Source organism: bacterium (assembly GCA_028821235.1).
GTDB lineage: Bacteria > Actinomycetota > Acidimicrobiia > Spongiisociales > Spongiisociaceae > Spongiisocius.
In genome coordinates this window covers 1-20,470 of the sequence record JAPPGV010000152.1, presented here as the reverse complement: position 1 = coordinate 20,470, position 20,470 = coordinate 1, and the positions used below count along the sequence as shown (strand labels likewise).

Below are 20,470 nucleotides of genomic sequence, written 5' to 3'. Positions count from 1 at the left end.
CTTCAGCCGAGGTTTTCCGTTCGAGCCCCAGGGCAGCTGCCGGATTCCTGTGACCTCAAGAGTCAGGGCTAGCTGCAGCCGGTGGTGTCTCCGCAGGTCAGGCAGACGTAGCAGGCGCCGTTGCGGACGGTCATGTGGCCGCACGAGGAGCACACCGGGGCGTCTCCCATCAGGCCTCCGATCATCTGGCCGGCACTCGAAAGGGCGGCCTCTTGGGTCATCCCGGTTGCCGCGCCCGATCCGTTGCCGGATCCCACCGGCACCAGGCTGAGGGGCTGCTGGATGGGGCCGGGCTCATCGGAGTCCGCGAACCTGGCCGCGGCCGTTTGTGCCTCGATGTCCTGTTCCTTGACCGCCTCCGACAACTCCATCTGGCGACCGGCCTCGGCGGCGATCCCCTTCGGAGGCTCGGGGAGGTCGCTGCTCGACCGATCCGGAGGGACCTGGGCGAGTTCGTCACGGAGCAGGTACTCGACCCCTAGGGCCCGGAACACGTAGTCCACGATCGAGTTGGCCATCTTGATGTTCGGATGCTTCTCGACGATGCCTCGGGGCTCGAAGGTCTGGTACACGAAGGTGTCCACGTACTCCTCCAGCGGCACGCCGTACTGGAGGCCCTTGCTGACCGCGATCGCGAAGCTGGCCAGCACGCCCCGGAGCGTGGCGCCCTCCTTCGCCAGGTCGATGAATATCTCGCCGAGCGTTCCGTCGTCGTACTCCCCGGTGCGGAGGAACACCTTGTGCCCACCGACCCGAGCCTCCTGCGTCCACCCCGTCCGGCGGGCCGGTAGCAGGAAGCGGGGACGTGGCTGCCGGGCGTAGGCCTGGGTGGGTGAGGTGCCGGCGGGCCAGACCCCCCACGCTATGGCGGACTCGGCCTGGAGCGCCTCGGTGACCTCCTCGCTCTCCTCCTCGGACACCCCGTCGTCAGAGGAGGCGGACAGCGGCTGCGAGGCCTTGGAGCCGTCCCGGTAGAGGGCCACCGCCTTGACGCCCAACTCCCAGGACATCATGTAGGCATCCGCCACATCCTCGACGGTGACCTCGTTGGGCATGTTGATCGTCTTGGAGATGGCCCCCGAGATGAACGGCTGGGCGGCGGCCATCATCTTGATGTGGCCCGTGTGGTGGATGAACCGCTCTCCGTACTTGCCGTTGCGGTTGGCGCAGTCGAACACCGCCAGGTGTTCGGCACGCAGGTGCGGTGCTCCCTCGATGGTCTGGCGGCCGCAGATGAAGTCGTTGGCGGCACGTATCTGTTCCCTGCTGAAGCCGAGCGCCGGCAGCAGCCTGAACTCGAAGGTTCCGTACTCCTCCTCGGTGAAGCCGAGCCGTTCCAAGGTGTCGGCGCCCAGCGTGAAGGCGTTGAAGGCGTTCTCCAGTTCGAATGCGCCGGGAAGGGCCTTCCCGATCCTGGCCAGGTCCTCGGCCGTGAAGCCCTTCGCCGCCAGGCTCCGGTGGTTGATGTGCGGAGCGTTCTCGAGCGATGAGGTGCCTACCACGTAGGCCAGGATGTCGAGGATCTGGTGCTTGTCATAGCCGAGCCGCCGCAGCGACGGGGCGATGGACTGGTTGGCGATCTTGAAGTAGCCCCCGCCGGCCAGCTTCTTGAACTTGACCAGGGCGAAGTCGGGCTCCACCCCGGTGGTGTCGCAATCCATCACCAACCCGATGGTGTTGTGCGACACGAAGCCGTTGGCCACGTAGGTGACGTTGTCGGGGACGGACAGGTCGTAGGTCCACTGCTCCTCGCCCAGTTCCGCGCTGCCGACCCGGTCGTAGTAGTGGTCGAGCAGCCGGGCCAGTTCACGGTCATCGGTGCGTTCGAGGAGTTCCAGGGCCGATCGGCGTGACACCATGCCGATCCTGGCCTGCGATGCCAGCATGATGCGCCGCAAGCGGCCGTTCTCGGGCACGAGCCGGTCGATGAGGGAGCGGGGCACCGGAATGTGGTCACAGCGGGCCGACTGCGGGATGGTGGTCGAGGCCAGGGCACCTTGCTTGCGGCCGCTCATGAAACCGATCTCTTCGGCAAACCCGGTGGCGTAGGAGAGGTTGAGGATGCGCAGCACGGCGAGGGGAGCATCACTCCAACCGGTCCGATCCATCTTGCGGGTTGTCGGGTAACCGATCGCCAGCAGCAGCGACTGGACATCGCGGCTGAAGTCCATCGAGGTCGTGGACCAATGCGGATAGCCTGCCGTGACGGTTCCATCGGCTTCGAACAGGCCCCTGATGAAGGCGCGATAGGTTTCCGGGCAGTTGGAAGCGAGTACCGCGTCCGGGATGTGAGGCAGCCAGCCCTTGCCGGCATGGCCTTCGGAGGGCGCGATCTTGGCGAATCCGCAGGCTTCCCACCACATGGTCAGCGGGACAGAGTGGAACGCGACCTCGGCGTAGCCGACCCTTTCGCCGACGTGGGCTTCTAGGTTGAAGAGCCGCTTCCCGAGCATTCGAAGACGTTCCACCACGTCGAAGTCTTCAGCCGTGACGCACAACCTCAGACCTTTGGCGTGGAGGGAACCGTCCCCCATGAAGTACCCGACGAACTCGGCCAGTTCCGGGCTCATGGTCCTCGGCGCCGTGGTGGTCCAGTCACCGGTCCAGTACATCTCTCCCAAGGGCGGGAGGGTCACCCGGCGGGGACCTCCGACCAACTGGTTCATCTGCAGGGGTACGAGATCGCCGGCCTCCACGTCTCCGAAGCGTTTCCATACCCAGTCACCGGTCTGCGGGTCGACGACTTTGATGCGGTGGGTGGGAGTTCCCTGGACGCGGTATCCGCGCTCCGTGTCCACGGTCACCACGGGTTCTGCCCCGTTGACGTAGAAACGGGTCGCGGTGCGGGGTCCCTCGTCAGTTGCTACCGAGATGCCCAGTTCCTGCCACCTCGGGCCTTCGGGGTCGCCGAGCGACCGGAGCCGGACCAGTCCTCGCTCGGTCGGGATGAGGGATCCACCGACCAGGCATCCGGTCGGAGCGAGCACGCTTGCCTGAGCGTTGCGGTAACCGTGCTGTTCTCCCATCTCCAGGGCACGGTCCCAGGCCTGCCGGGCCGCGTCCAGCAGCTCGGCAGGGCAGTATGCCGGGTCGATGGTGCTGACCGTGGTGCCGACACCCTCGAAGCCCCTCTCGTCGTAGGCGGCCCGACGGTGGTTCCGCATCACCCGCAACATGTGTGCGCGGTTCTTCTCGAACCCGGGGAAGGGGCCCCGCATCTTGGCCATGTCGGCGGAGGTGGCGTAGGCCTCACCGGTGAGGATGGCGGTCAGCGCGCCGGCGATCGCCCGGCCCTCGTCCGAGTCGTAGGGGATCCCCGAGCGCATCAGGAGGCTGCCGAGGTTGGCGTAACCGAGGCCGAGGGTGCGGAAGTCATAGGAGCCCTGGGCGATGGCCTTGGACGGGAAGTGCGCCATCGTCACCGAGATCTCCAGGACGATCGTCCACAGCCGGATGGCGTGGAGGTAACCGGCGGTGTCGAACCGGCCGGTTGCGTCATCGAGGAAGGCGCCGAGGTTGATGCTGGCCAGGTTGCAAGCCGTGTCGTCCAGGAACATGTATTCCGAACAGGGGTTGGACGCCCGGATCTCACCGTCCGCCGGGCACGTGTGCCACTCGTTGATGGAGGTGTGGTACTGGACGCCCGGATCGGCACAGGCCCAGGCGGCGTCCGCGATCTGCTCCCACAGGTCTCTGGCGCGTACCGTCTTGCTGACGTCACCCTCCACCCGGTTGACCAGTTCCCAATCCCCATCGTCGGCGACGGCCTTGATGAAGCGGTCGTCAACCCGTACCGAGTTGTTGGAGTTCTGGCCCGACACGGTCATGTAGGCCTCACCGTTGAAGTCGGCCTGGAACCCGCCGTGCTCGATCAGGAGGCGGGCTTTCATTTCCTCGTCGCGCTTCCAGGCGATGAACTCCTCGATGTCGGGGTGATCGGTGTCGAGGATGACCATCTTGGCGGCCCGCCGGGTGGTGCCGCCGGACTTGATCGCACCCGCCGCCCGGTCTCCGATCTTGAGGAACGACATGAGCCCCGAGCTCTTCCCTCCGCCCGCCAGCGGCTCGCCCTCGGCCCGGAGGTTGGAGAAGTTGGAGCCGGTGCCGGATCCCATCTTGAAGAGACGGGCTTCCCGGACCCACAGGTCCATGATCCCGCCCTCGTTGACGAGGTCGTCGGCCACCGACTGGATGAAGCAGGCATGGGGAGCCGGCCTGGAGTAGGCGTCGGGGGAGGGGAGTACCTCGCCGGTCTCCTCGTCTACGTACCAGAACCCTTGCGGCGTACCCGTGATGCCGTACTTATGCGACAAGCCGGTGTTGAACCACTGCGGGCTGTTGGGAGCCGCCATCTGGTTGGCGAGCATGTACTTGATCTCGTCCTCGAAGGTCTGGGCTTCGGCGGCGCTGCCGAAGTAGCCGTAACCCTCACCCCAGTGCCGCCAGGTCTCGGCAAGCCGGTTGAAGACATCCCTGGCAGAGCGCTCCGACCCCAGCACCGGATTGCCGTCGGAATCCAGCATCGGGTCGCCATCAGCGTCCATCCGGGGCACACCGGCCTTGCGGAAGTACTTCGAGACGATGATGTCGGTGGCCACCTGCGACCAGGTGGTGGGAACCTCGGCGTCATCCATCTCGAAGACCACGGAGCCGTCCGGATTGACGATCCGTGACTCGCGGCGGGTCCAGGCGATTCCCTCGTACGGGTCGCGGCCTTCGGTCGTGAACAGACGCTGTATCCGAAGTCCATCTCCCCGTCCCGCCATCATCGCCCTCCTTTCGATAAGAGTCAGGGGCACCTGCGGAGAGTCCCTACTCTTCGCTTGCCATACGCCGGTATGCCTTGTTGCCGGTGCATCGACCGGCTCCCGATCATGGCGGTCGGGTCAGTTATGCCCGAGACCGGGCATACCAGTGTAATACCATGGCTGTAATTAATCAACCGGATTCCGGCCCGTAGCCGACCCTGAGGCCAAATAATTCCGGGCCGGATACACGTCTCCTTTGGCTTTCTCCTTGCCTGCGCCCGCGTGGTGAACCGCACAGGCGGAGGGGAAGTGAGATCCGGACAGCGCCGAACACGGTGGCGCCGTCCGGACCGACGGGGAAGAGGGGAAGGGGGAAGAGAGGGCACACGGCCGGGGAAGTCGGCACCACCATACAGGCTCTACAGGCGGCCCCCGACCTACTCGCCCATCCGTTTTTTCTCACTCTGGTCATAGGCCCGCGGGTAGAGGGTCTCGGTGTGGCCATCCACCGAGATGACCTGGCCGCTTATTCGCTTGCCTCGTGCCGAGGCCAGAAAGACCACCAAGTCGGCTATCTCCTCAGGGTCGACGAAGGTCCCCATCGAGGTGCCCTCCGCATACAGCGAACGGATCTCATCTCTGGGCAGACCCTCGGCCTCGGCGTGGGCCGCGATGACCCGATCCATGCGTTCTCCGGTGATGGCGCCGGGAGCGACGGCGTTGACCCGGATGCCGTGGCGTCCGAGTTCCATCGCCAGCGTCTTGGTCAGACCGATCACGCCGAACTTGGCGGCCACGTACGGTGCCCGGTACGGCATGCCATGGAATCCGGCCGTGGACGAGATGTTTACGATGGCGCCCGACTGCTGTCGCTTCATGGCAGGGATGACCCGCCGCGCGCAGTGGAACTGGCCGTCAAGACCCACCGCCAGGCACCGGCGCCACTCGTCCGCGGAGATTTCCTCGAGAGGCCTGGTCGGCCCGGCTATCCCCGCATTGTTGACCAGCAGGTCGACCCCGGAGGCAGCGATCGGATCCAGCCAGGCCGCCACCGCACCCGGATCCGACACGTCCACCCCGGCGCACTCCACTACGGACGGCAGGTTGGCCAGCGCCCGTTCATCGACGTCCCCCACGAAAACGGTTGCGCCCTCGCCGACCAGCGCCCGGGTGATCGCCAGGCCGAGTCCGCCGGCGCCGGCGGTCACCACGGCTCGCAGTCCGTCGAGGCCGGTGTCCATGCCCGGAGGTTATCGACCGGGACTCGTCCCCGCCTGGTCCCCTGTCCACGGGGCAGTGATCATCGGCATTCGGACCCGATACAATCTGCGCCATGGACCTCTACGCCCGCGTCAACATTCTCGAAGGCCGGGCGGTCCGTCTCGGTCGGGGCAGCCTCGACGATGTGATCTCTCTCGACGCCGACCCGATCAACCGAGCCAGGGGCTGGGCTGATATGGGCGTGGATTGCCTCCTGGTGGTCGATCTCGACGCGGCCGCCTACCGCTCCTACCGCAATCGTCCCTTGATCGACCGCATGCTGAGCGCGCTCGACCTGCCGATCGTGGTAGCGGGCGGGATCCGTTCCGAACGCGAGGCTGCCCGGCTCATCCAGCAGGGCGCCTGGAAGGTGACCATGGGCACGGCCGCCATCGAGACCCCCACCATGGTCTGGGACCTGTGCCGTGACTTTCCCGGCCGGATGATGGTGTCGCTCGACGTCCTCGGCAACGAGGAGTTGGTCACCGAGGGGTGGACCTCAGACTCCGGTCGGTTCATGGAAGAGGTCATGCTCGAGATGGCCTCGTGCGGGGTAAGCGGCTTCTTCGTGACCGACGCCCGCCGCGATGTGCTCTCGGAACGTCCCAATCTCGACATCCTCCGGACCGCGCTCGAGTACATCGACGAGCCGGTGGTCGCCTCAGGCGGCGTGCGGAATGCGGACGACCTCCGCGCCCTGACCTCGATCGAGGTCGGCGGCCGTAGCCTCGCCGGGGTGGTGGTGGGCCGGGAGGTCACCGAAGGACGGTTCACGGTCGCCCAGGCCAAGGCGGTTCTCGGCGGGCCCGGAGCACCGCGCTCCCGCGTGCTACAGCTCCGGGTCGTCATCCCTTGCAGCGACCTGGGCCGCAGCGTCGACTTCTACCAGAGCACCCTCGGTTTCGCTCGCATCGAGACAGCGGATCCCGGAGGGCGGGAGGAGACCGGCTCGAGAGTCCTGCTGGACGTGGGCGTTGACTCCGTGCTGGAGCTGGTACCCGAGGACGTACGGCATCGAAGCCGGCTGGTCTTCGTCGTGGATGATGCGGAAGCCCTCCGGGATCGGGTGGAAGGTCTCGGCCACACCACCGGTCCGGCCGCGACCGGATCCCTCGGCGCCTTCGAGGTCGAGGCTCCCGACGGTGTTACCGTGATCATCTCCGAGTCCCACGGGGTATGAACCCCCGTCGGGACTGCATTCCGGCAGACAGATCGCCTGCTGAACCGAGGAGGGTCGTGGTGAGGACCGGCTCCGGAGGATTCCGGCTGCTGCTGCTGTCGCTGGTCGGCGTCCTGCTGCTGACGGCATGCGAGCTCCGGGTCTTCGCCGATCTGGTGATCGAAGCGGACGAGAGCGGGACGTTCACGGTTGAGTTGGCCATGGACGATGCCCTGACCTCGCTGGTGGGTGCCGAGTTCGACAACGCCTTGGCGGTTGGCGAGGACATGTTTCCGGACGGCTGGAGCACCGAGTTCGTAGCGCAGGAAGGATACGAAGGCATCCGCGCCACCGTGCCGTTCGGTTCGTTGTCCGGGCTGCGAGCAGTCCTGTCGGGCCTGGTGGCAGCCGACGGCGCATCCTCCGATCTGGGACTGCTCGACTTCCTGGCCGCCGGCCTGCCCACCCGGGAGGGCGACACATTCGGGTTCAGCCTGACCATCCCGGCCGGCGTGGACGGGTTGCTGGGTGAGGGCTTGGCGGAAAGCCCCGTGCCGTTGGACCTCGCCATGCTCGACCAGGTGCTCGACATTCGTATCAGCGTGACGCTGCCCGGCGAGATTGTCTCCCACAATGCCGACCTGCACTCCGGAAACCTCCTTGTCTGGAACCTCTCGCTCACCGACTCCGGGCGCACGCTCGAAGCCGAATCGCGGCTTAGAACGTCAGGATTGGGCATGGCCGGGGTGTGGGTTGCGGTGGCGGCCGCCCTGGCCGTTCTGATCGTCCTGGTCGTGATGGTCCGGTCCCGGCGGACACGGACGAGGCCGCCCGAGCCGGGCTTCGAGCACCCCGGCGACCGCGAGGCTGTGAGCTGATGATCCGGCAGTTGGCTACCGGGGACCCACCATGAGGTTCATCGAAGGGCTGGTGGTGGACCGCGAGCTGACCTACTCGGACGTCTTCCTCGTGCCCTCCTTCTCGGACATCTCGTCCCGGATGGATGTGGACCTCACCCCGCCGGACGGAGTCGGTACCACCATCCCGGTGGTGGTGGCCAACATGACGGCGATTTCCGGCCGGCGTATGGCGGAGACGGTGGCCCGTCGCGGGGGATTGGCCGTGTTCCCGCAGGACGTGGAGATCGAAGCCATCGCCGACATGGTGTCCGCCGTGAAGAAAGCGGACCCCGTGCTGGACACTGCCATCACGCTGACCCCTCACGACAACGTCAACACGGCGAGGGCCTTGATCAACAAGCGGTCCCACGGGGCGGTCATCGTGGTGGATGAACGGGGCCGTCCGGTGGGCATCTTCACAGAGGGCGACCAGGAGGGCGCCGACCCGTTCACCCACCTGTCGGAAGTGATGTCGTACGAACCGATCGTCCTTCCCGCCTGGCTGGATCCCGAGGCCATGTTCGAGGAGTTGGCCGAGCGCCGGGTACCCCTGGCGCCGGTGGTGGACGAGTCGGGGATACTGGTCGGGGTCATCACCCGTCCGGGCGCCGTGCGAGCCACCGTGTACGAGCCGGCCACCGACCACCGGGGGCGGCTCCTCGTGGCCGCTGCAGTCGGGATCAGCGGAGATGCCGGAGCCCAGGCCGCCGGCTTGTCCGAGGTCGGGGTGGACGTGGTGGTGGTCGATACCGCCCACGGTCATCAGGCCCGGATGATCGAGGCGTTGAAGGAAGTCCGGGCGGTGGTGGATGACCGCCCGATCGTGGCCGGCAACGTGGTGACAGCCCGGGCCGTCACCGACCTTGTCGACGCGGGCGCCGACATCGTCAAGGTCGGTGTGGGCCCCGGCGCCATGTGCACCACCCGGATGATGACCGGCGTGGGCCGTCCTCAGTTCTCGGCGGTGGTGGAGTGCGCCGCGGCGGCACGATCCCGTGGGCGCCACGTGTGGGCGGACGGAGGGGTGCGCGACCCGAGGGACGTGGCCCTCGCCCTGGCTGCGGGCGCCTCGGCGGCCATGGTCGGCTCGTGGTTCGCCGGCACCTACGAGTCGGCCGCTCCCACGCTGTCGGACGTGGAGGGCAACGTTTACAAGGAGAACTACGGCATGGCTTCTCGCCAGGCGGTCAAGCGGCGCACCGCCAAGGACACCGCCTACCAGCGGGGGCTGAAGACCATGTTCGAGGAGGGTATCTCCGAAGGCCGCATGTACCTCAGCTCCGACGCCCCGGGCGTGGAGGACCTGCTGGACCGGATCACCGCCGGAGTGAGATCGTCCTTCACCTACGCCGGCGCCCGCACGATCGACGAGTTCCACCGGCGGTCGGTCATCGGGGTCCAGTCCTCGGCCGGGTATTCCGAGGGTCAGCCGCTCCACGACGGCTGGTAGCAATTGTCGCGGTAGCGGCGCCGATTGCGAGTAGCCTCAGTATCGATGGCACGGGTAAGGCTGTTCGCGAACCTGCGCGAGATCGCTGGTAGCTCGCAGGTGGATATCGAGGGCGACACCGTCGGCGCGGTGGTCGACGCTCTGGGGGACCGATTCGGGCCGGAGTTCCGGCGCCACATGCAGACCGCCCGCCTCTGGAAGAACGGGGACGAAGGGTCTTGCGAGGACCCGGTGAGTGACGATGATGAACTGGCGGTGATACCCCCGGTCTCAGGCGGCTCCGTACCGGGGACCGGCGGCGGTGGCATGGACGGGCTGCTGCTGGCGGGGCTGATGCTGGTGCTGATCGTGGCCAATACCCTTGACATAGCGATCGTGGTGGCAGTCTGGGTCGGGGTGGTGGCACTCTGGGTGATCGACCTCGTCAACGCCTCAGCCGACAGCGATTTCGGTTTGCACACCCAGCCCATCCTGGCCTCCGTCCTGGTCTCGATGGCTATCGCCAACACGCTCGGATTGCTCGGTATGGGGATCGGCGTGGCCGTCTCGATGGTCCTGGTGATGGGATGGGCCGTGGTGAGGCCCTCGGCGCGGGACCTGACCTCCATGGGCGCTTCTGCGCTGGGCGCGGTGATCGCCTCCCTGGCGGTGGCGTCCCTCCTGCTGGCCAGGTCGGTTGCCGACGGCGGGGACCGCCAGGTTGCCGGCTTGCTGATCGTGATCGCGGTGGGCGCCCTGGTGGGGCGGTGGACCGAGGTGAGCAGGTCACGCCTGTTCGATCCCTACCTTGTCGGCCCGGTCCTGATGGTCGTGGTGGCCGTGGCGGTCGCCTACCTTTCCGGGTTCGATCTCCTGGCCTGGTTCTTCATCGGACTACTCCTGGCATGCGCGACGATCGCGGGCCGTGGTATCGGCCTGGCTTTCCGGACAGGAGCGATCCGTCTGACGGCCAGACCGCGGGGCCTGCTGGCCGCACTGGACGGTCCGATGCTGGCCGTGGCGGTGTTCATGCCCGTGATGCGGATGATCGGGTGAGCGCGGGGGCCAGAGCAGAGCCCGCCAAGTTGTTCTTGACCGGCTCCATGAGGTCGCGGGCCCGGCGTGGCTGATCACTGACCACTGACCACCGACCACTAGCCTTGAATACCAATGTCCAAACACATCCGGCGCGTCGTGTTCCTGGTCGCGCCCGTATTGGCCGTCGCAGTCCTCGCGCCCACGCCCTCGGTGGCCGTGACCCAGGCTGAAGTGGACGAGGCTTGCGGCGCCTACGGGGATGCGGCGGACATCCTTGACGCGGCGGTGGCGGAGCGGAACGAGGCGCAGGCTCGGGTGGCCGGGCTCTATGCGGACCGGGACGTCATAGCCGGCCGGGTCGACCGGCTCCAGGACCAGATCACCGAGCGCTACGAGGAGCTGGAGGTGCTGCGCAAGGCCGTGGTGGACTGGGCGGTCGAGTCCTACATGACCGCCGAGACGGAGATCAGCGGCATCGTGCTCCGGACGAGTTCGCTGGACGAGCTGGTCACCAGCCAGGAGTTCATCAAGGCCATCACCACCGAGCGGGTGGCGGCGGTGGACCGGTGGCGGGTGATACTGGCGCAGACGGAGGTCATGGAGCAGCAGCTCGTGGAGGAGGAGACCGAGTTGGTCATCCTGGAGATCAGGGCCGAACAGCAGGCAGGGATCCTGGCTGCGGCGACGGATGAGGCCCTGTACGCCTCGCGGCAACTGGAGGGGGAGTGCAGCCGGCTCTACCGGCAACGCCAGGCCGAGGTGGCCCGGGCCCGGGCCCTCGAGGCGGCCCGGCGGGCGGGTCCGGCGGCCGGGGTCGGGCCCGAGTTGACACCCGGGTTCATCTGTCCGCTGGATCCGGCTGCCACGTCCTTCATCAACGACTGGGGTTTCCCGCGGTCGGGAGGGCGGAAGCACCGGGGCAACGACCTGTTCGCCCCCAGGGGCCAGCCCCTCTATGCCGTGGCCAGCGGCACCGTGCTGCTTACGCAAGGAGGACGGGGCGGTACCGCTCTGTGGCTGGCGGCCGACCACGGGGTCGACTACTACTACGCACACCTTGACGGCTACGCCTCGGGCGTCTCTTCGGGGACCAGGGTCAGCAGGGGCCAGGTGGTGGGCTACAACGGCAACACCGGGAACGCCCGCACCACCCCGCCACATCTGCACTTCCAACTCCATCCCAAGGGGCGGACCTCGGCTCCGGTCAATCCCTACCCCACGCTGGTGCGGGCCTGTCTATGACGGCACCGAAAGTGTCCATGTGATGTTCGATACCAGGACCTACGGGCATCGTGCGGCGGCGGAGCGGGTGGGCCCGTTCGCCACTAGGGACTTTCTCGCCACTGTGTGGCGGTGTACCGCCTTGCCCGGCCAGGTGCCCCTCCTCCTGTCGGACGAACGAGGGGAGGTGGCCCTGGTCGAGGAGGGTGATCATCTCGGGCTTCTCGGTCACGAGGACCTGGTCGACTACCGATCGCCGCTCGGTGACGCGGTCGACCTGCTGGTCGAGCACTTCCGCACCCTCGGCCCGAGCCGCTCCTTCCGGTTCGACTCCCTTCCGTCCGCCGCGGCGGACGTCATTACCGGAGCCCTGGACCGGGTCGGTCTCGGATACCGCAGGGCCCCGCACGCCGAGACCGCGGTGGTGGACCTCCCGGACACGTTCGACGAGTACCTGGCCGCCATCGGCAAGAAGCAACGTCACGAGGCCCGCCGCAAGCGCCGCCGGTTCGTCGGGGAGATGGGCGGGTTGCGCGTGGCCACATTCGAGGAGCCGGGTCCGGCTCTGGACGACTTCTTCCGGCTCCATCGCCGCTCGGCGGGACGGAAGGGTCGGTTCATGACCGACCCGATGGAGGAGATGTTCACCGAACTTCTGAGCACCGACGGCTGGCGCCTCGACGCCTTGTACGGGGAGCACGACCTCCCGGCAGCTGTCGTGATCGGCTACTCGGACGCCGACGGCTATTACCTGTACAACTCCGCGTACGACCCCGATCTTCGTCATGTGTCTCCCGGTGTGGTGCTTCTCACGGAGTTGATCGCGGCCACGATCGCCGCCGGTGGAGAGGTGTTCGACTTCCTCAAGGGATCGGAGCCCTACAAGTTCCGCATGGGGGCGCGGCCACGACCCCTGCTCGTGGTGGAGGGCAGCACATGATCCGCAAGGTGGTGTTCCTCTCGATGCATACGTCTCCGCTGGATCGTCCCGGCGTGGGCGACGCCGGGGGCATGAATGTCTATGTCGATGAGTTGGCAGCTTCCCTCGCCCGACGGGGCATCGAGGTGACCGTGTTCACCCGGCGGACCGATCCGGGCCGGGCGAGGGTGATAGGCACCCAAGCAGGCTACGAGGTGGTCCATGTCGAGGCCGGGCCGGTGGCGCCGCTACCGATTGCTCAGCTCGGCGACTGGGTGGGGGAGTTCGCCAGGCAGGTCACCGAGGCCGTCCTCGATAGCGGCAACGGCGGGTCGGGGACCGACATCGTGCACAGCCACTACTGGCTGTCCGGCTGGACGGGACTCCTCGTCAAGCAGGTCACCGGCCTCCCGCTCGCCAACTCCTTCCACACGCTGGGCCGAGTCAAGGACGCCACCCGTCGCCCGGGCCAGCCGAGCGAACCGCTGTATCGCATCGCCGCCGAGCGGGAGGTGATAGCGAGGTCGGACTGCGTGATCGCTTCCACGGAGCACGAGGCGCTGGAGCTGATCGAGCAGTACGGCGCAGATCCCAGCCGGGTGTGCGTGAACCCACCCGGCATCGATCTGACCCTGTTCAGGCCGGGTGATCGGCTGGAGGCCAGGAGGCGGCTGGGTCTCGATGACGCGCCGACCGTGCTCTTCGTGGGTCGCATCCAGGCCCTGAAGGGGCTGGACGTGGCAGTGGCGGCCTTCGACATGGTGCAAGACCACCTCCCGGATGCGCGGATGATGGTGGTGGGAGGGCCGAGCGGACCCTCCGGGGTGGAGGAGGAGTTCGAGATCCGGCAACTCGCCGCCCGCTCGGGCCTGGACGGGAAGTTGACCTGGTGCGGCGTCCAGCCCCATCACCGCCTTCCGATCTACTACCAGGCCGCCGACGTGCTCATCGTGCCGTCGAGGAGCGAGTCGTTCGGGTTGGTGGCGGCGGAAGCGCAGGGGGTGGGCCTCCCGGTGGTGGCCGCCAACGTGGGCGGGCTGCGGTATGTGGTCGAGGATGGGGTGTCGGGGTTCCTGGTGGACGGATGGGATCCACGCGACTACGCCAAGGCGCTGCTGAGGGTCCTCGACGGGTCGGCTCACCGCGAGGAGCTGATCCGGGGCGCTGTCACGGCGGGTCGTCGTTTCGGGTGGGAAATGGCCACCGACCGGCTCCTGGAGCTCTACATGGGGATCGCCGATGGGACGCGCTGAGCTCACCGAGCGGCTGGGCGCCGTCTTCCGGTCGTGGGTTGAGGATCCCGGATCGGACGTGGTGGCCACCGAGCTCGTGGAAGGCCGCTGGGCGGTGCGGATGGCTCAGCAAACTCGCGACTTCACCACCGTGTGGGTCGAGCCCGGCGACCGCACTGTGGGGTTCGAGGCGTACGTTCTCCCCTCGCCGCGCGCGCGGCTGGAGGAGGTCTACCGGTTGATGCTGATCCGCAACCATCGCGCCTGGCGGGTCCACTTTGCGATCGATCACGACGGAGGGATTTACCTGCGGGGCCGGGTCGAGGCCGAGCGCACCGGTGAGGAGGTTCTGCAGTATGTCTTCGCGGAGATCTACGAGCTGGTGGATCTCACGTTCCGTCCCCTGGTCAGGACCGGATTCGGGCGCTGACGCCGCGTGTCGACCACCACGGTCCGGGGCCGGAGAGCGCGAAAATTTTCGGGTGGATCTTTGTTCACATGCCCTGTGAGCAACCCCTGGGGATTGTGTGGATAAGGCCTGGATAGAGGCCTTTCAGTCCACTGCTTAGGGTATATGGAAGCTTTTACGGTGCTTCAACGGATGGGTTGATCCTCCAGGCGGCAGGCCGTAAGGTTCTGTCCAGAAGGCCCGAGGTGCTGGCGCCGAGCGAATCCGTCAGGGGAAGTGCGGTGGAATTCGGTAAAGGTTCCTCGGGCTTTCGCTGTGTCCGGATCCGACCGGCCGGGGCCGATCAGCCGAGGCCGAACATCAACTCGTTGAGGCGGACAGAGGTGGTGCGAAAGGTCTCGGGATCGAGGCGGACCGACCCGATCCGCAGCCCGGCCATGCCCTGGTTCCCCGATGTGATGACCCGCAGCACGTCCTCGTACTCGAGCACTCCCAGGCATAGGCACCGGCCCTCCCGGTCGTGGACCCCCACGATCATCCGGTGGAGGCGTACCAGGTCGAAGCCCGCCGGGAGGCTGGGTGCGAACACGGTGGGCAACACGCGCCAGCGCTGGAGAGGCGCCGGGAATGCCGCGGCGAACCGAGCGGCGCGCATATCCATACGCTCCTCGGGGCTCATCGGCAGGCCGCCCCGATTGGCAGGGACCGTTATCACGTTGGCGGAGAGGAACCGCCGCAGAAGGCCTACCAGGGGTTCCAACTCGCCGCCCCTCTGCACGGCCCATACGGCGTCGGGACGAACCAACTCCGCCTTGTGATACTTGAGCCGCTGGCCCACCACGCCGGAGACGGTTCCGCTGGTGTCGATGATGATCAGGTCCGCCTCGGCCCGGGCGGATTCCACCAGCGAGGCGACGCCGGCCACCTGCTGGAGAATGTACCGATCCGGCCTGATGCTCCCCACGAAGCGCAGGTCGTCGGCCTGGGCGAAGTCGTCCACGTCGGCGGGCGAGCGCAGCCACTTGAGGCCCACGCAGGTAGGGGGTCCCACGGTGGTGCAAGCCAGGTCGCTGTCGATGTAGGCGACAGTCCGTCCATCCTGGAGGGCGGTGTCGACCAGCGTGCGGGCCAGGGTCGTCTTGCCCGAGTCGGGCGCCCCGATGATCATCACCACCCCCTCGGCCGAGGAGAGAAGTTCGGTGTCGCCGAGCCCCGAATCACCCATGGCGCAATGCTAAACCGTACTCCGGACCCGCAAGCCGAGCAGTCCGGTGTCTCCGTCTCACCAGGCACGGCGTCCACGCACGCCGCGTAGTAGGTCCCGGTTGCAGAGGGCGCGGCCAAGGCCTACCGATCGGTCTACGTTCTGCGATGCCGTCGAATGCGGGCACGGGGTTCTGCTTGGCAACTGCTCGCCGATAATCCTCCCGATACTCCTTGACGTGGTCGGTACTCATCGGTACCGTTCGACGATCAGTAAGTAAGGGCGCGCTCAAAACGGAGTCCAGATACACCGCGGGGGTGGAGAGGGGAAGCCGATACTCAACCAGCAAGGTTGGGTATCCAGCCACACGCCTCGGTCCAGAATCTGATGACTACCACGGCACCATCGTTGCCGATCCCTTTAGATGGCTGGAAGACTCTGCAAGTCCAGAGGCGACGGAGTGGACACGCCAACAGAACGACATCACGACGTCTGTGCTTAGCGGATGCCCTGGCTACGACACCGTCACAGCACGTCTGAGAGAACTCTGGGATTATGAGCGGTACTCATCACCGCATCGTGTGGGTAACCACAGGGTTCTTCTGAAGCACACATCCCTTCAGGAACAGCCGATTCTTTGCATGATGGCGGATGGACCGGACGAGCCGACCATTGACATCGTCGACCCGAACCGACTGAGTGCGACCGGGCTTGCCGCCCTCACTGACTGGGCCTTCAGCAATGATGGTGCAATGTTGGCCTATGCCATATCCTATGGTGGCAGCGATTGGCAGGAGATCAGGATCCGTGACATCAACACGGCTACCGACTATCCGGAGACCATCCGTTGGGCCAAGTCCGAAGACGAGGTGCCGTTTTCAAATATCGCCTGGCATCCCCATGGGTCGGGCTTCTTCTACAGCCGGTACCCTTCTCCCGATACCGTAGATCCACGAGACCGATACCGACACTGCCAAGTTTACTGGCATCAGGTCAATACGCCCCAAGATACCGACGCCTTGATTTTCGAACGGCCGGACGACCCAGAATTGAACTTTGTCCCTATCGTCACAGAGGATGGCCGCTATCTGGTTCTACTGGTATGGAACGGATTGTCCTACCGGCATCGGATCTACTACCGGACTCTTGACAGTACAGGAGAGTTCATCCGGCTACTGGATAGGGCCGACGCCCGATACGATTTTCTCGGCAATTCGGGAGAGGCCTTCTATTTCGGTACGAACGCAGGCGCGCCCCGCGGACGGGTAGTACGCATCGAACTTGGCCGTCCAACGCCGGACCAGTGGCAAGAGATCATACCGGAACAGCCGAACCCGATCTTGCGGACTGAGATGTTCAATGGCAGGTTGATCGTGGTGACCGTCCACGATGCCCACCACCATCTCTCCGTATTCGGCATGGATGGGGTACACCTCGACACGATCCCGTTGCCAGATATTGGGACGGTCTCCGACATCGTGGCCGATCCCGTTACTGACGGAATGTACTTTCGCTTCGGGTCGCCCCTCGTCCCGACGACGCTCTTCTCTTACGATTTCGCCGCGAAAGAGCTCAAGACCTGGTACGAGCATCAAGTGCCGTTCGAGTTTGACGCGTATGCGACACGACAGCTCTTTTTCCCGGCGTCAGACGGTACACGATTGCCGATGACCCTAATCCACAAGACCGGGCTCCGATTGGACGGGACCAACCCATTGATCCTCCATGGCTATGGCGGCTTCAATGTCAGTCTGACACCTTCGTTCGACACCTCACGCCTGCTGTGGCTCGAGAATGGTGGTGTATTCGTGATCGCGAACCTGCGGGGCGGCAGCGAGTATGGAGACGAATGGCATGAAGCCGGGAAACTTCAAAATAAGCAGACAGTCTTCGATGACTATATCGCCGCAGCAGAGTGGCTTATAAGAGAAAACTATACGTCCAGTGAACGGCTCGTGATTGACGGGGAGAGCAATGGTGGATTGCTCGTCTCGGCTTGCATGCTGCAGCGACCGGATCTATTCGCTGGCGTCATCTGTTCGATTCCCGTAACAGACATGCTCCGGTATCACAAGCATACTATCGGCTGGCACTGGATTCCCGAATACGGAAATGCCGAATCCGATCCGGACCAGTTCGCCACACTCTACTCCTACTCGCCTCTCCACAATGTCGAGAACGATACCCCCTATCCGCCAATCCTCGTCACGACAGCTGACGGTGACGATAGGGTTGTCCCTGGCCATGCGATGAAGTTCGTCGCCACACTTCAGGCTTCGGCACGCGGGGATTCGGGTCCGGTGTTGTTACGGGTGCAGACAGATACCGGTCATGGTATAGGCAAGTCGATGTCTAAGCAGATTCAGTTGGACAGAGATATCCATGTCTTCACCATGAATGTCTGTGGTATCAGCACTAATGATGGGTACAGTGAGTGAACATTATCACGTTACAGTACCCATGCTATCCTGCCTTGTCGTCAGATTCAAGGCAGCCCGTTAGGCCATCAGTAATCGCGACGAGCGAGGTGAGACCGAGTTGAAAGTCAGAACAGACTACTTCCCGAGAGGTTCAAGTTACTACCCGCCCTTCCATACGCCTGAGGATTGGGCGCGTGACACCGCGAATATGGCCAGCGCCAACATGAACATGATCCGAACGGCCGAATTGTTAGCCGCTTGGGACTACATTGAGCCGGAAAGAGGGAAGCCGGATTGGTCCTGGCTGGATCGTATCTTCGAACTTGCCAATGAGAATGGAATCCAGATCCTGTTGGGCACAGGGACGAGTTCACCTCCGATCTGGATGATCGACGACTACCCTGACCTGCAAGCGGTGTCGAGAGAAGGCATGCCGTTCCCTACGAACTCGTACTGGGGATGGGCATGTGTCAACAATCCAGGTATGACGATCGAGGTAGAGCGATTCGTCAACCTACTCATCGACCGATACGGTGATAATCCTGCGCTCTTCGGATGGCACATCGACAATGAACCAGGGAGCCATCCCGCGTTCGCCGGGGAGGCAGAACGACGTGCTCCTCGTGAAAACGCCTACTACTGCTACTGCAACCACTGTGCAATGCTGTTCCGCGAATGGACACGGGCGAAGTACGAGGACATTGAAGTTCTGAATGCTGCGTGGGCATGGGACCCCACTCACCATCGCTACTACGACTGGCGCCAGATCAATCCTCCGCGATCGTTGCCTGCCGAATGGGGCAATGCCACCGCATGGCTGGACTTTCGCCGCTTTGTACGTAACTCCTTCACAAGATATGTCAAGCGGCAACATGATCTGATCAAGGCCCGAGATCAGCGTCACCCAACTACAACCAACCTCGTGACGCCTCTCAGGTACGAGCTAGAGGTGAATTGGCGTGGTATCGACCACTGGCAGATGGCCGGCGTTGTCGATGTCATCGGCTACGACATGTATCCCCAGAAGTCATTCAAGATCGATCCTGCCCATTCCTCGTGGTTCATGGACTTCGGGTACTCGGTCGCTCGTCACAACAACGGCACCCTCTGGATGCCCGAACTGGAAAGCGGTCCGATAGGCGGCTTCTCGGCTGGGCCGCTACACACGACGAGACCAGTCGACATCAAGCGGCACATGCTGTCGTGCCTCGGCCACGGTGCCAAGATGATCCTGTTTCAAGGCTATAGGGAGTGGAACTGTATCCCCTTGCACTGGGGTGCCCTGGTCGACCTGGATGGCGATCCCACCGGCCGCTATCACGCAGCCACCGAAGTCAACGGGATCATCAAGGAGAACGAAGACTTCTTCCTCGATGCTCTACCGGCAGAGGTCGAGGCCGCCATCTACTTCACCCACGACAACGCTTCGGTTCTCGACGGCCAGACGAACGAGGAGTTCCTCTACGGAGCGATTCATGGCGTGTACAACGCGCTTTGGTACGAAGGCTATGCGGTCGAGTTCGTGGCCCCACAGTTCATCGGGTCCAAGACCGCCAACTACAAGGTCATCTTCCTCCCCTTTGTGATGCACATGCCTAAGGAGGACGCGGACAAGCTGGCCTCCTTCGTGGAAGACGGCGGAACGGTGATCGGCTTCGCCAAGCTCGCCCATCTCGACGAGAAGGGTTGGTCCTGGAACCAACGTCCGGGAGCCGGCCTGACAGACCTGTTCGGCGCCCGCGAGACTCACCTCGAGGTCTTCGACAGGAGGGCATGGGCGTGGAACGACACCCCCGGTGCCGGCCTCGGCATGTTCGGAACGCCGTCGTCGATCAGCGAGGAGTTCCTCGAGAGCGAGAAGGCCCTAGCCATCAACGTCGACCCGGATCATCCCCTGTTCGAGGGCATCGAGAGTGACACTCTGAGCGGGTACTGGCACCGCCAGACCTTCGAGTTGGCGGATGATGTCGAGGTGCTTGCGCGGTTTGTGGACGGGGCGCCGGCGATCGTGCGCCGTCGGCAAGGCCTCGGACAGGCCATCCTCATGGCCACACATCTCGATATCGCCGTTGTGGAACACAATGACGCCGCGACCCGCCGACTGTTCGCCAACCTGCTCGGCCTGTGTGGAGTTACGCGGTCCGTCGTCGTAACGGGTTCAGATCAGGCTTACATCCAGGAACGGGTCGACGCCCATCTACTCGAGTCGGACCATCAGCGAGCAGTGCTGATCAATAACGAGGGCGAGACGAGTGTCGATTTGACCGTGACCTTGCCCGGAGCCACTGACGCGGTATCGGCGACAGAGCTGTTCTCGAATGCTTCCCTGGACCTCACACAGAGCGGCGGAGCAAGCTTCTCGATCGTGCTGGGTGCAGCTGACGGCGTCATCGTGATGTTGAGCTAGAGATGGGGAAGCTGCCTCGCCTCCGGCGACGTGTGACCATCCCGGTAGTCCGGCTGCGGTTCTCAAGCCACCGTTGATGGCGATCAGCGAAATTCCCCAGAGTTGGTCAGCGAATTTCCCCACCC

Annotated in this window: 13 protein-coding genes and 1 pseudogene; 10 read left to right on the top strand and 4 right to left on the bottom strand. The window is 64.8% G+C overall.

The window, feature by feature from the left end; genetic code table 11:
* Window positions 1-68 precede the first annotated feature (68 nt).
* The 3 genes and pseudogenes from OXK16_15875 to OXK16_15865 form a co-directional block, all read right to left on the bottom strand.
* Window positions 69-2,987, bottom strand: a complete 2,919-nt coding sequence (locus OXK16_15875) for a hypothetical protein (GenBank protein MDE0377420.1) — start codon at window positions 2,985-2,987, stop codon at window positions 69-71.
* A pseudogene (locus OXK16_15870) lies at window positions 2,964-4,769 on the bottom strand (adenosylcobalamin-dependent ribonucleoside-diphosphate reductase). The gene OXK16_15875 and the pseudogene OXK16_15870 overlap by 24 nt, the downstream one beginning before the upstream one ends.
* Window positions 4,770-5,185: 416 nt before the next feature.
* The gene (locus OXK16_15865) at window positions 5,186-5,989 is read right to left on the bottom strand and encodes an SDR family oxidoreductase (GenBank protein MDE0377419.1); all 804 of its coding nucleotides are present in this window, start codon (window positions 5,987-5,989) and stop codon (window positions 5,186-5,188) included.
* A 92-nt stretch (window positions 5,990-6,081) separates the two neighbouring features.
* On the opposite strand from OXK16_15865, the gene OXK16_15860 reads away from it, so the two are divergent.
* From OXK16_15860 to OXK16_15825, 8 genes are all read left to right on the top strand, one after another.
* On the top strand, window positions 6,082-7,188 hold the full coding sequence (locus tag OXK16_15860) for a HisA/HisF-related TIM barrel protein (protein MDE0377418.1): 1,107 nt from the start codon (window positions 6,082-6,084) through the stop codon (window positions 7,186-7,188).
* 59 nt (window positions 7,189-7,247) lie between these two features.
* The gene (locus tag OXK16_15855) at window positions 7,248-8,045 is read left to right on the top strand and encodes a hypothetical protein (GenBank protein MDE0377417.1); all 798 of its coding nucleotides are present in this window, start codon (window positions 7,248-7,250) and stop codon (window positions 8,043-8,045) included.
* A 31-nt stretch (window positions 8,046-8,076) separates the two neighbouring features.
* Window positions 8,077-9,516 (top strand): GuaB1 family IMP dehydrogenase-related protein, encoded by a 1,440-nt coding sequence (locus tag OXK16_15850; GenBank protein ID MDE0377416.1) that lies wholly within the window; start codon window positions 8,077-8,079, stop codon window positions 9,514-9,516.
* 45 nt (window positions 9,517-9,561) lie between these two features.
* The gene (locus tag OXK16_15845; GenBank protein MDE0377415.1) at window positions 9,562-10,551 is read left to right on the top strand and encodes a MoaD/ThiS family protein; all 990 of its coding nucleotides are present in this window, start codon (window positions 9,562-9,564) and stop codon (window positions 10,549-10,551) included.
* A gap of 579 nt (window positions 10,552-11,130) precedes the next feature.
* Complete coding sequence (locus OXK16_15840; protein ID MDE0377414.1) at window positions 11,131-11,775, top strand: M23 family metallopeptidase; 645 nt, start codon at window positions 11,131-11,133, stop codon at window positions 11,773-11,775.
* Between the two features lie 22 nt (window positions 11,776-11,797).
* On the top strand, window positions 11,798-12,694 hold the full coding sequence (locus tag OXK16_15835) for a GNAT family N-acetyltransferase (protein ID MDE0377413.1): 897 nt from the start codon (window positions 11,798-11,800) through the stop codon (window positions 12,692-12,694).
* A complete protein-coding gene (locus OXK16_15830) occupies window positions 12,691-13,926 on the top strand; it encodes a glycosyltransferase (GenBank protein MDE0377412.1) in 1,236 nt (411 codons plus the stop codon). Before OXK16_15835 ends, OXK16_15830 begins: the two co-directional genes overlap by 4 nt.
* Window positions 13,913-14,335 carry a YbjN domain-containing protein gene (locus OXK16_15825; protein MDE0377411.1) on the top strand — a complete coding sequence of 141 codons (423 nt, stop codon included), beginning with the start codon at window positions 13,913-13,915 and terminating at the stop codon, window positions 14,333-14,335. Before OXK16_15830 ends, OXK16_15825 begins: the two co-directional genes overlap by 14 nt.
* A gap of 322 nt (window positions 14,336-14,657) precedes the next feature.
* Here the strand turns inward: OXK16_15825 and OXK16_15820 are convergent, their stop codons facing one another.
* Window positions 14,658-15,539, bottom strand: coding sequence for a Clp1/GlmU family protein (locus tag OXK16_15820; GenBank protein ID MDE0377410.1), 882 nt, complete (start codon window positions 15,537-15,539; stop codon window positions 14,658-14,660).
* 296 nt (window positions 15,540-15,835) lie between these two features.
* Between OXK16_15820 and OXK16_15815 the strand changes: the two genes are divergently transcribed.
* Both OXK16_15815 and OXK16_15810 read left to right on the top strand, forming a co-directional pair.
* Window positions 15,836-17,956, top strand: coding sequence for a prolyl oligopeptidase family serine peptidase (locus OXK16_15815; protein ID MDE0377409.1), 2,121 nt, complete (start codon window positions 15,836-15,838; stop codon window positions 17,954-17,956).
* A 100-nt stretch (window positions 17,957-18,056) separates the two neighbouring features.
* Window positions 18,057-20,345 (top strand): beta-galactosidase, encoded by a 2,289-nt coding sequence (locus tag OXK16_15810; GenBank protein MDE0377408.1) that lies wholly within the window; start codon window positions 18,057-18,059, stop codon window positions 20,343-20,345.
* Window positions 20,346-20,470: the final 125 nt, after the last annotated feature.

Coding starts and splice junctions, on each gene's coding strand:
- OXK16_15865 (MDE0377419.1), bottom strand. CDS start 5,989: ATGGACACCGGCCTCGACGGACTGCGAGCCGTGGTGACCGCCGGCGCC.
- OXK16_15860 (MDE0377418.1), top strand. CDS start 6,082: ATGGACCTCTACGCCCGCGTCAACATTCTCGAAGGCCGGGCGGTCCGT.
- OXK16_15850 (MDE0377416.1), top strand. CDS start 8,077: ATGAGGTTCATCGAAGGGCTGGTGGTGGACCGCGAGCTGACCTACTCG.
- OXK16_15845 (MDE0377415.1), top strand. CDS start 9,562: ATGGCACGGGTAAGGCTGTTCGCGAACCTGCGCGAGATCGCTGGTAGC.
- OXK16_15840 (MDE0377414.1), top strand. CDS start 11,131: ATGGAGCAGCAGCTCGTGGAGGAGGAGACCGAGTTGGTCATCCTGGAG.
- OXK16_15835 (MDE0377413.1), top strand. CDS start 11,798: ATGTTCGATACCAGGACCTACGGGCATCGTGCGGCGGCGGAGCGGGTG.
- OXK16_15830 (MDE0377412.1), top strand. CDS start 12,691: ATGATCCGCAAGGTGGTGTTCCTCTCGATGCATACGTCTCCGCTGGAT.
- OXK16_15825 (MDE0377411.1), top strand. CDS start 13,913: ATGGGACGCGCTGAGCTCACCGAGCGGCTGGGCGCCGTCTTCCGGTCG.
- OXK16_15820 (MDE0377410.1), bottom strand. CDS start 15,539: ATGGGTGATTCGGGGCTCGGCGACACCGAACTTCTCTCCTCGGCCGAG.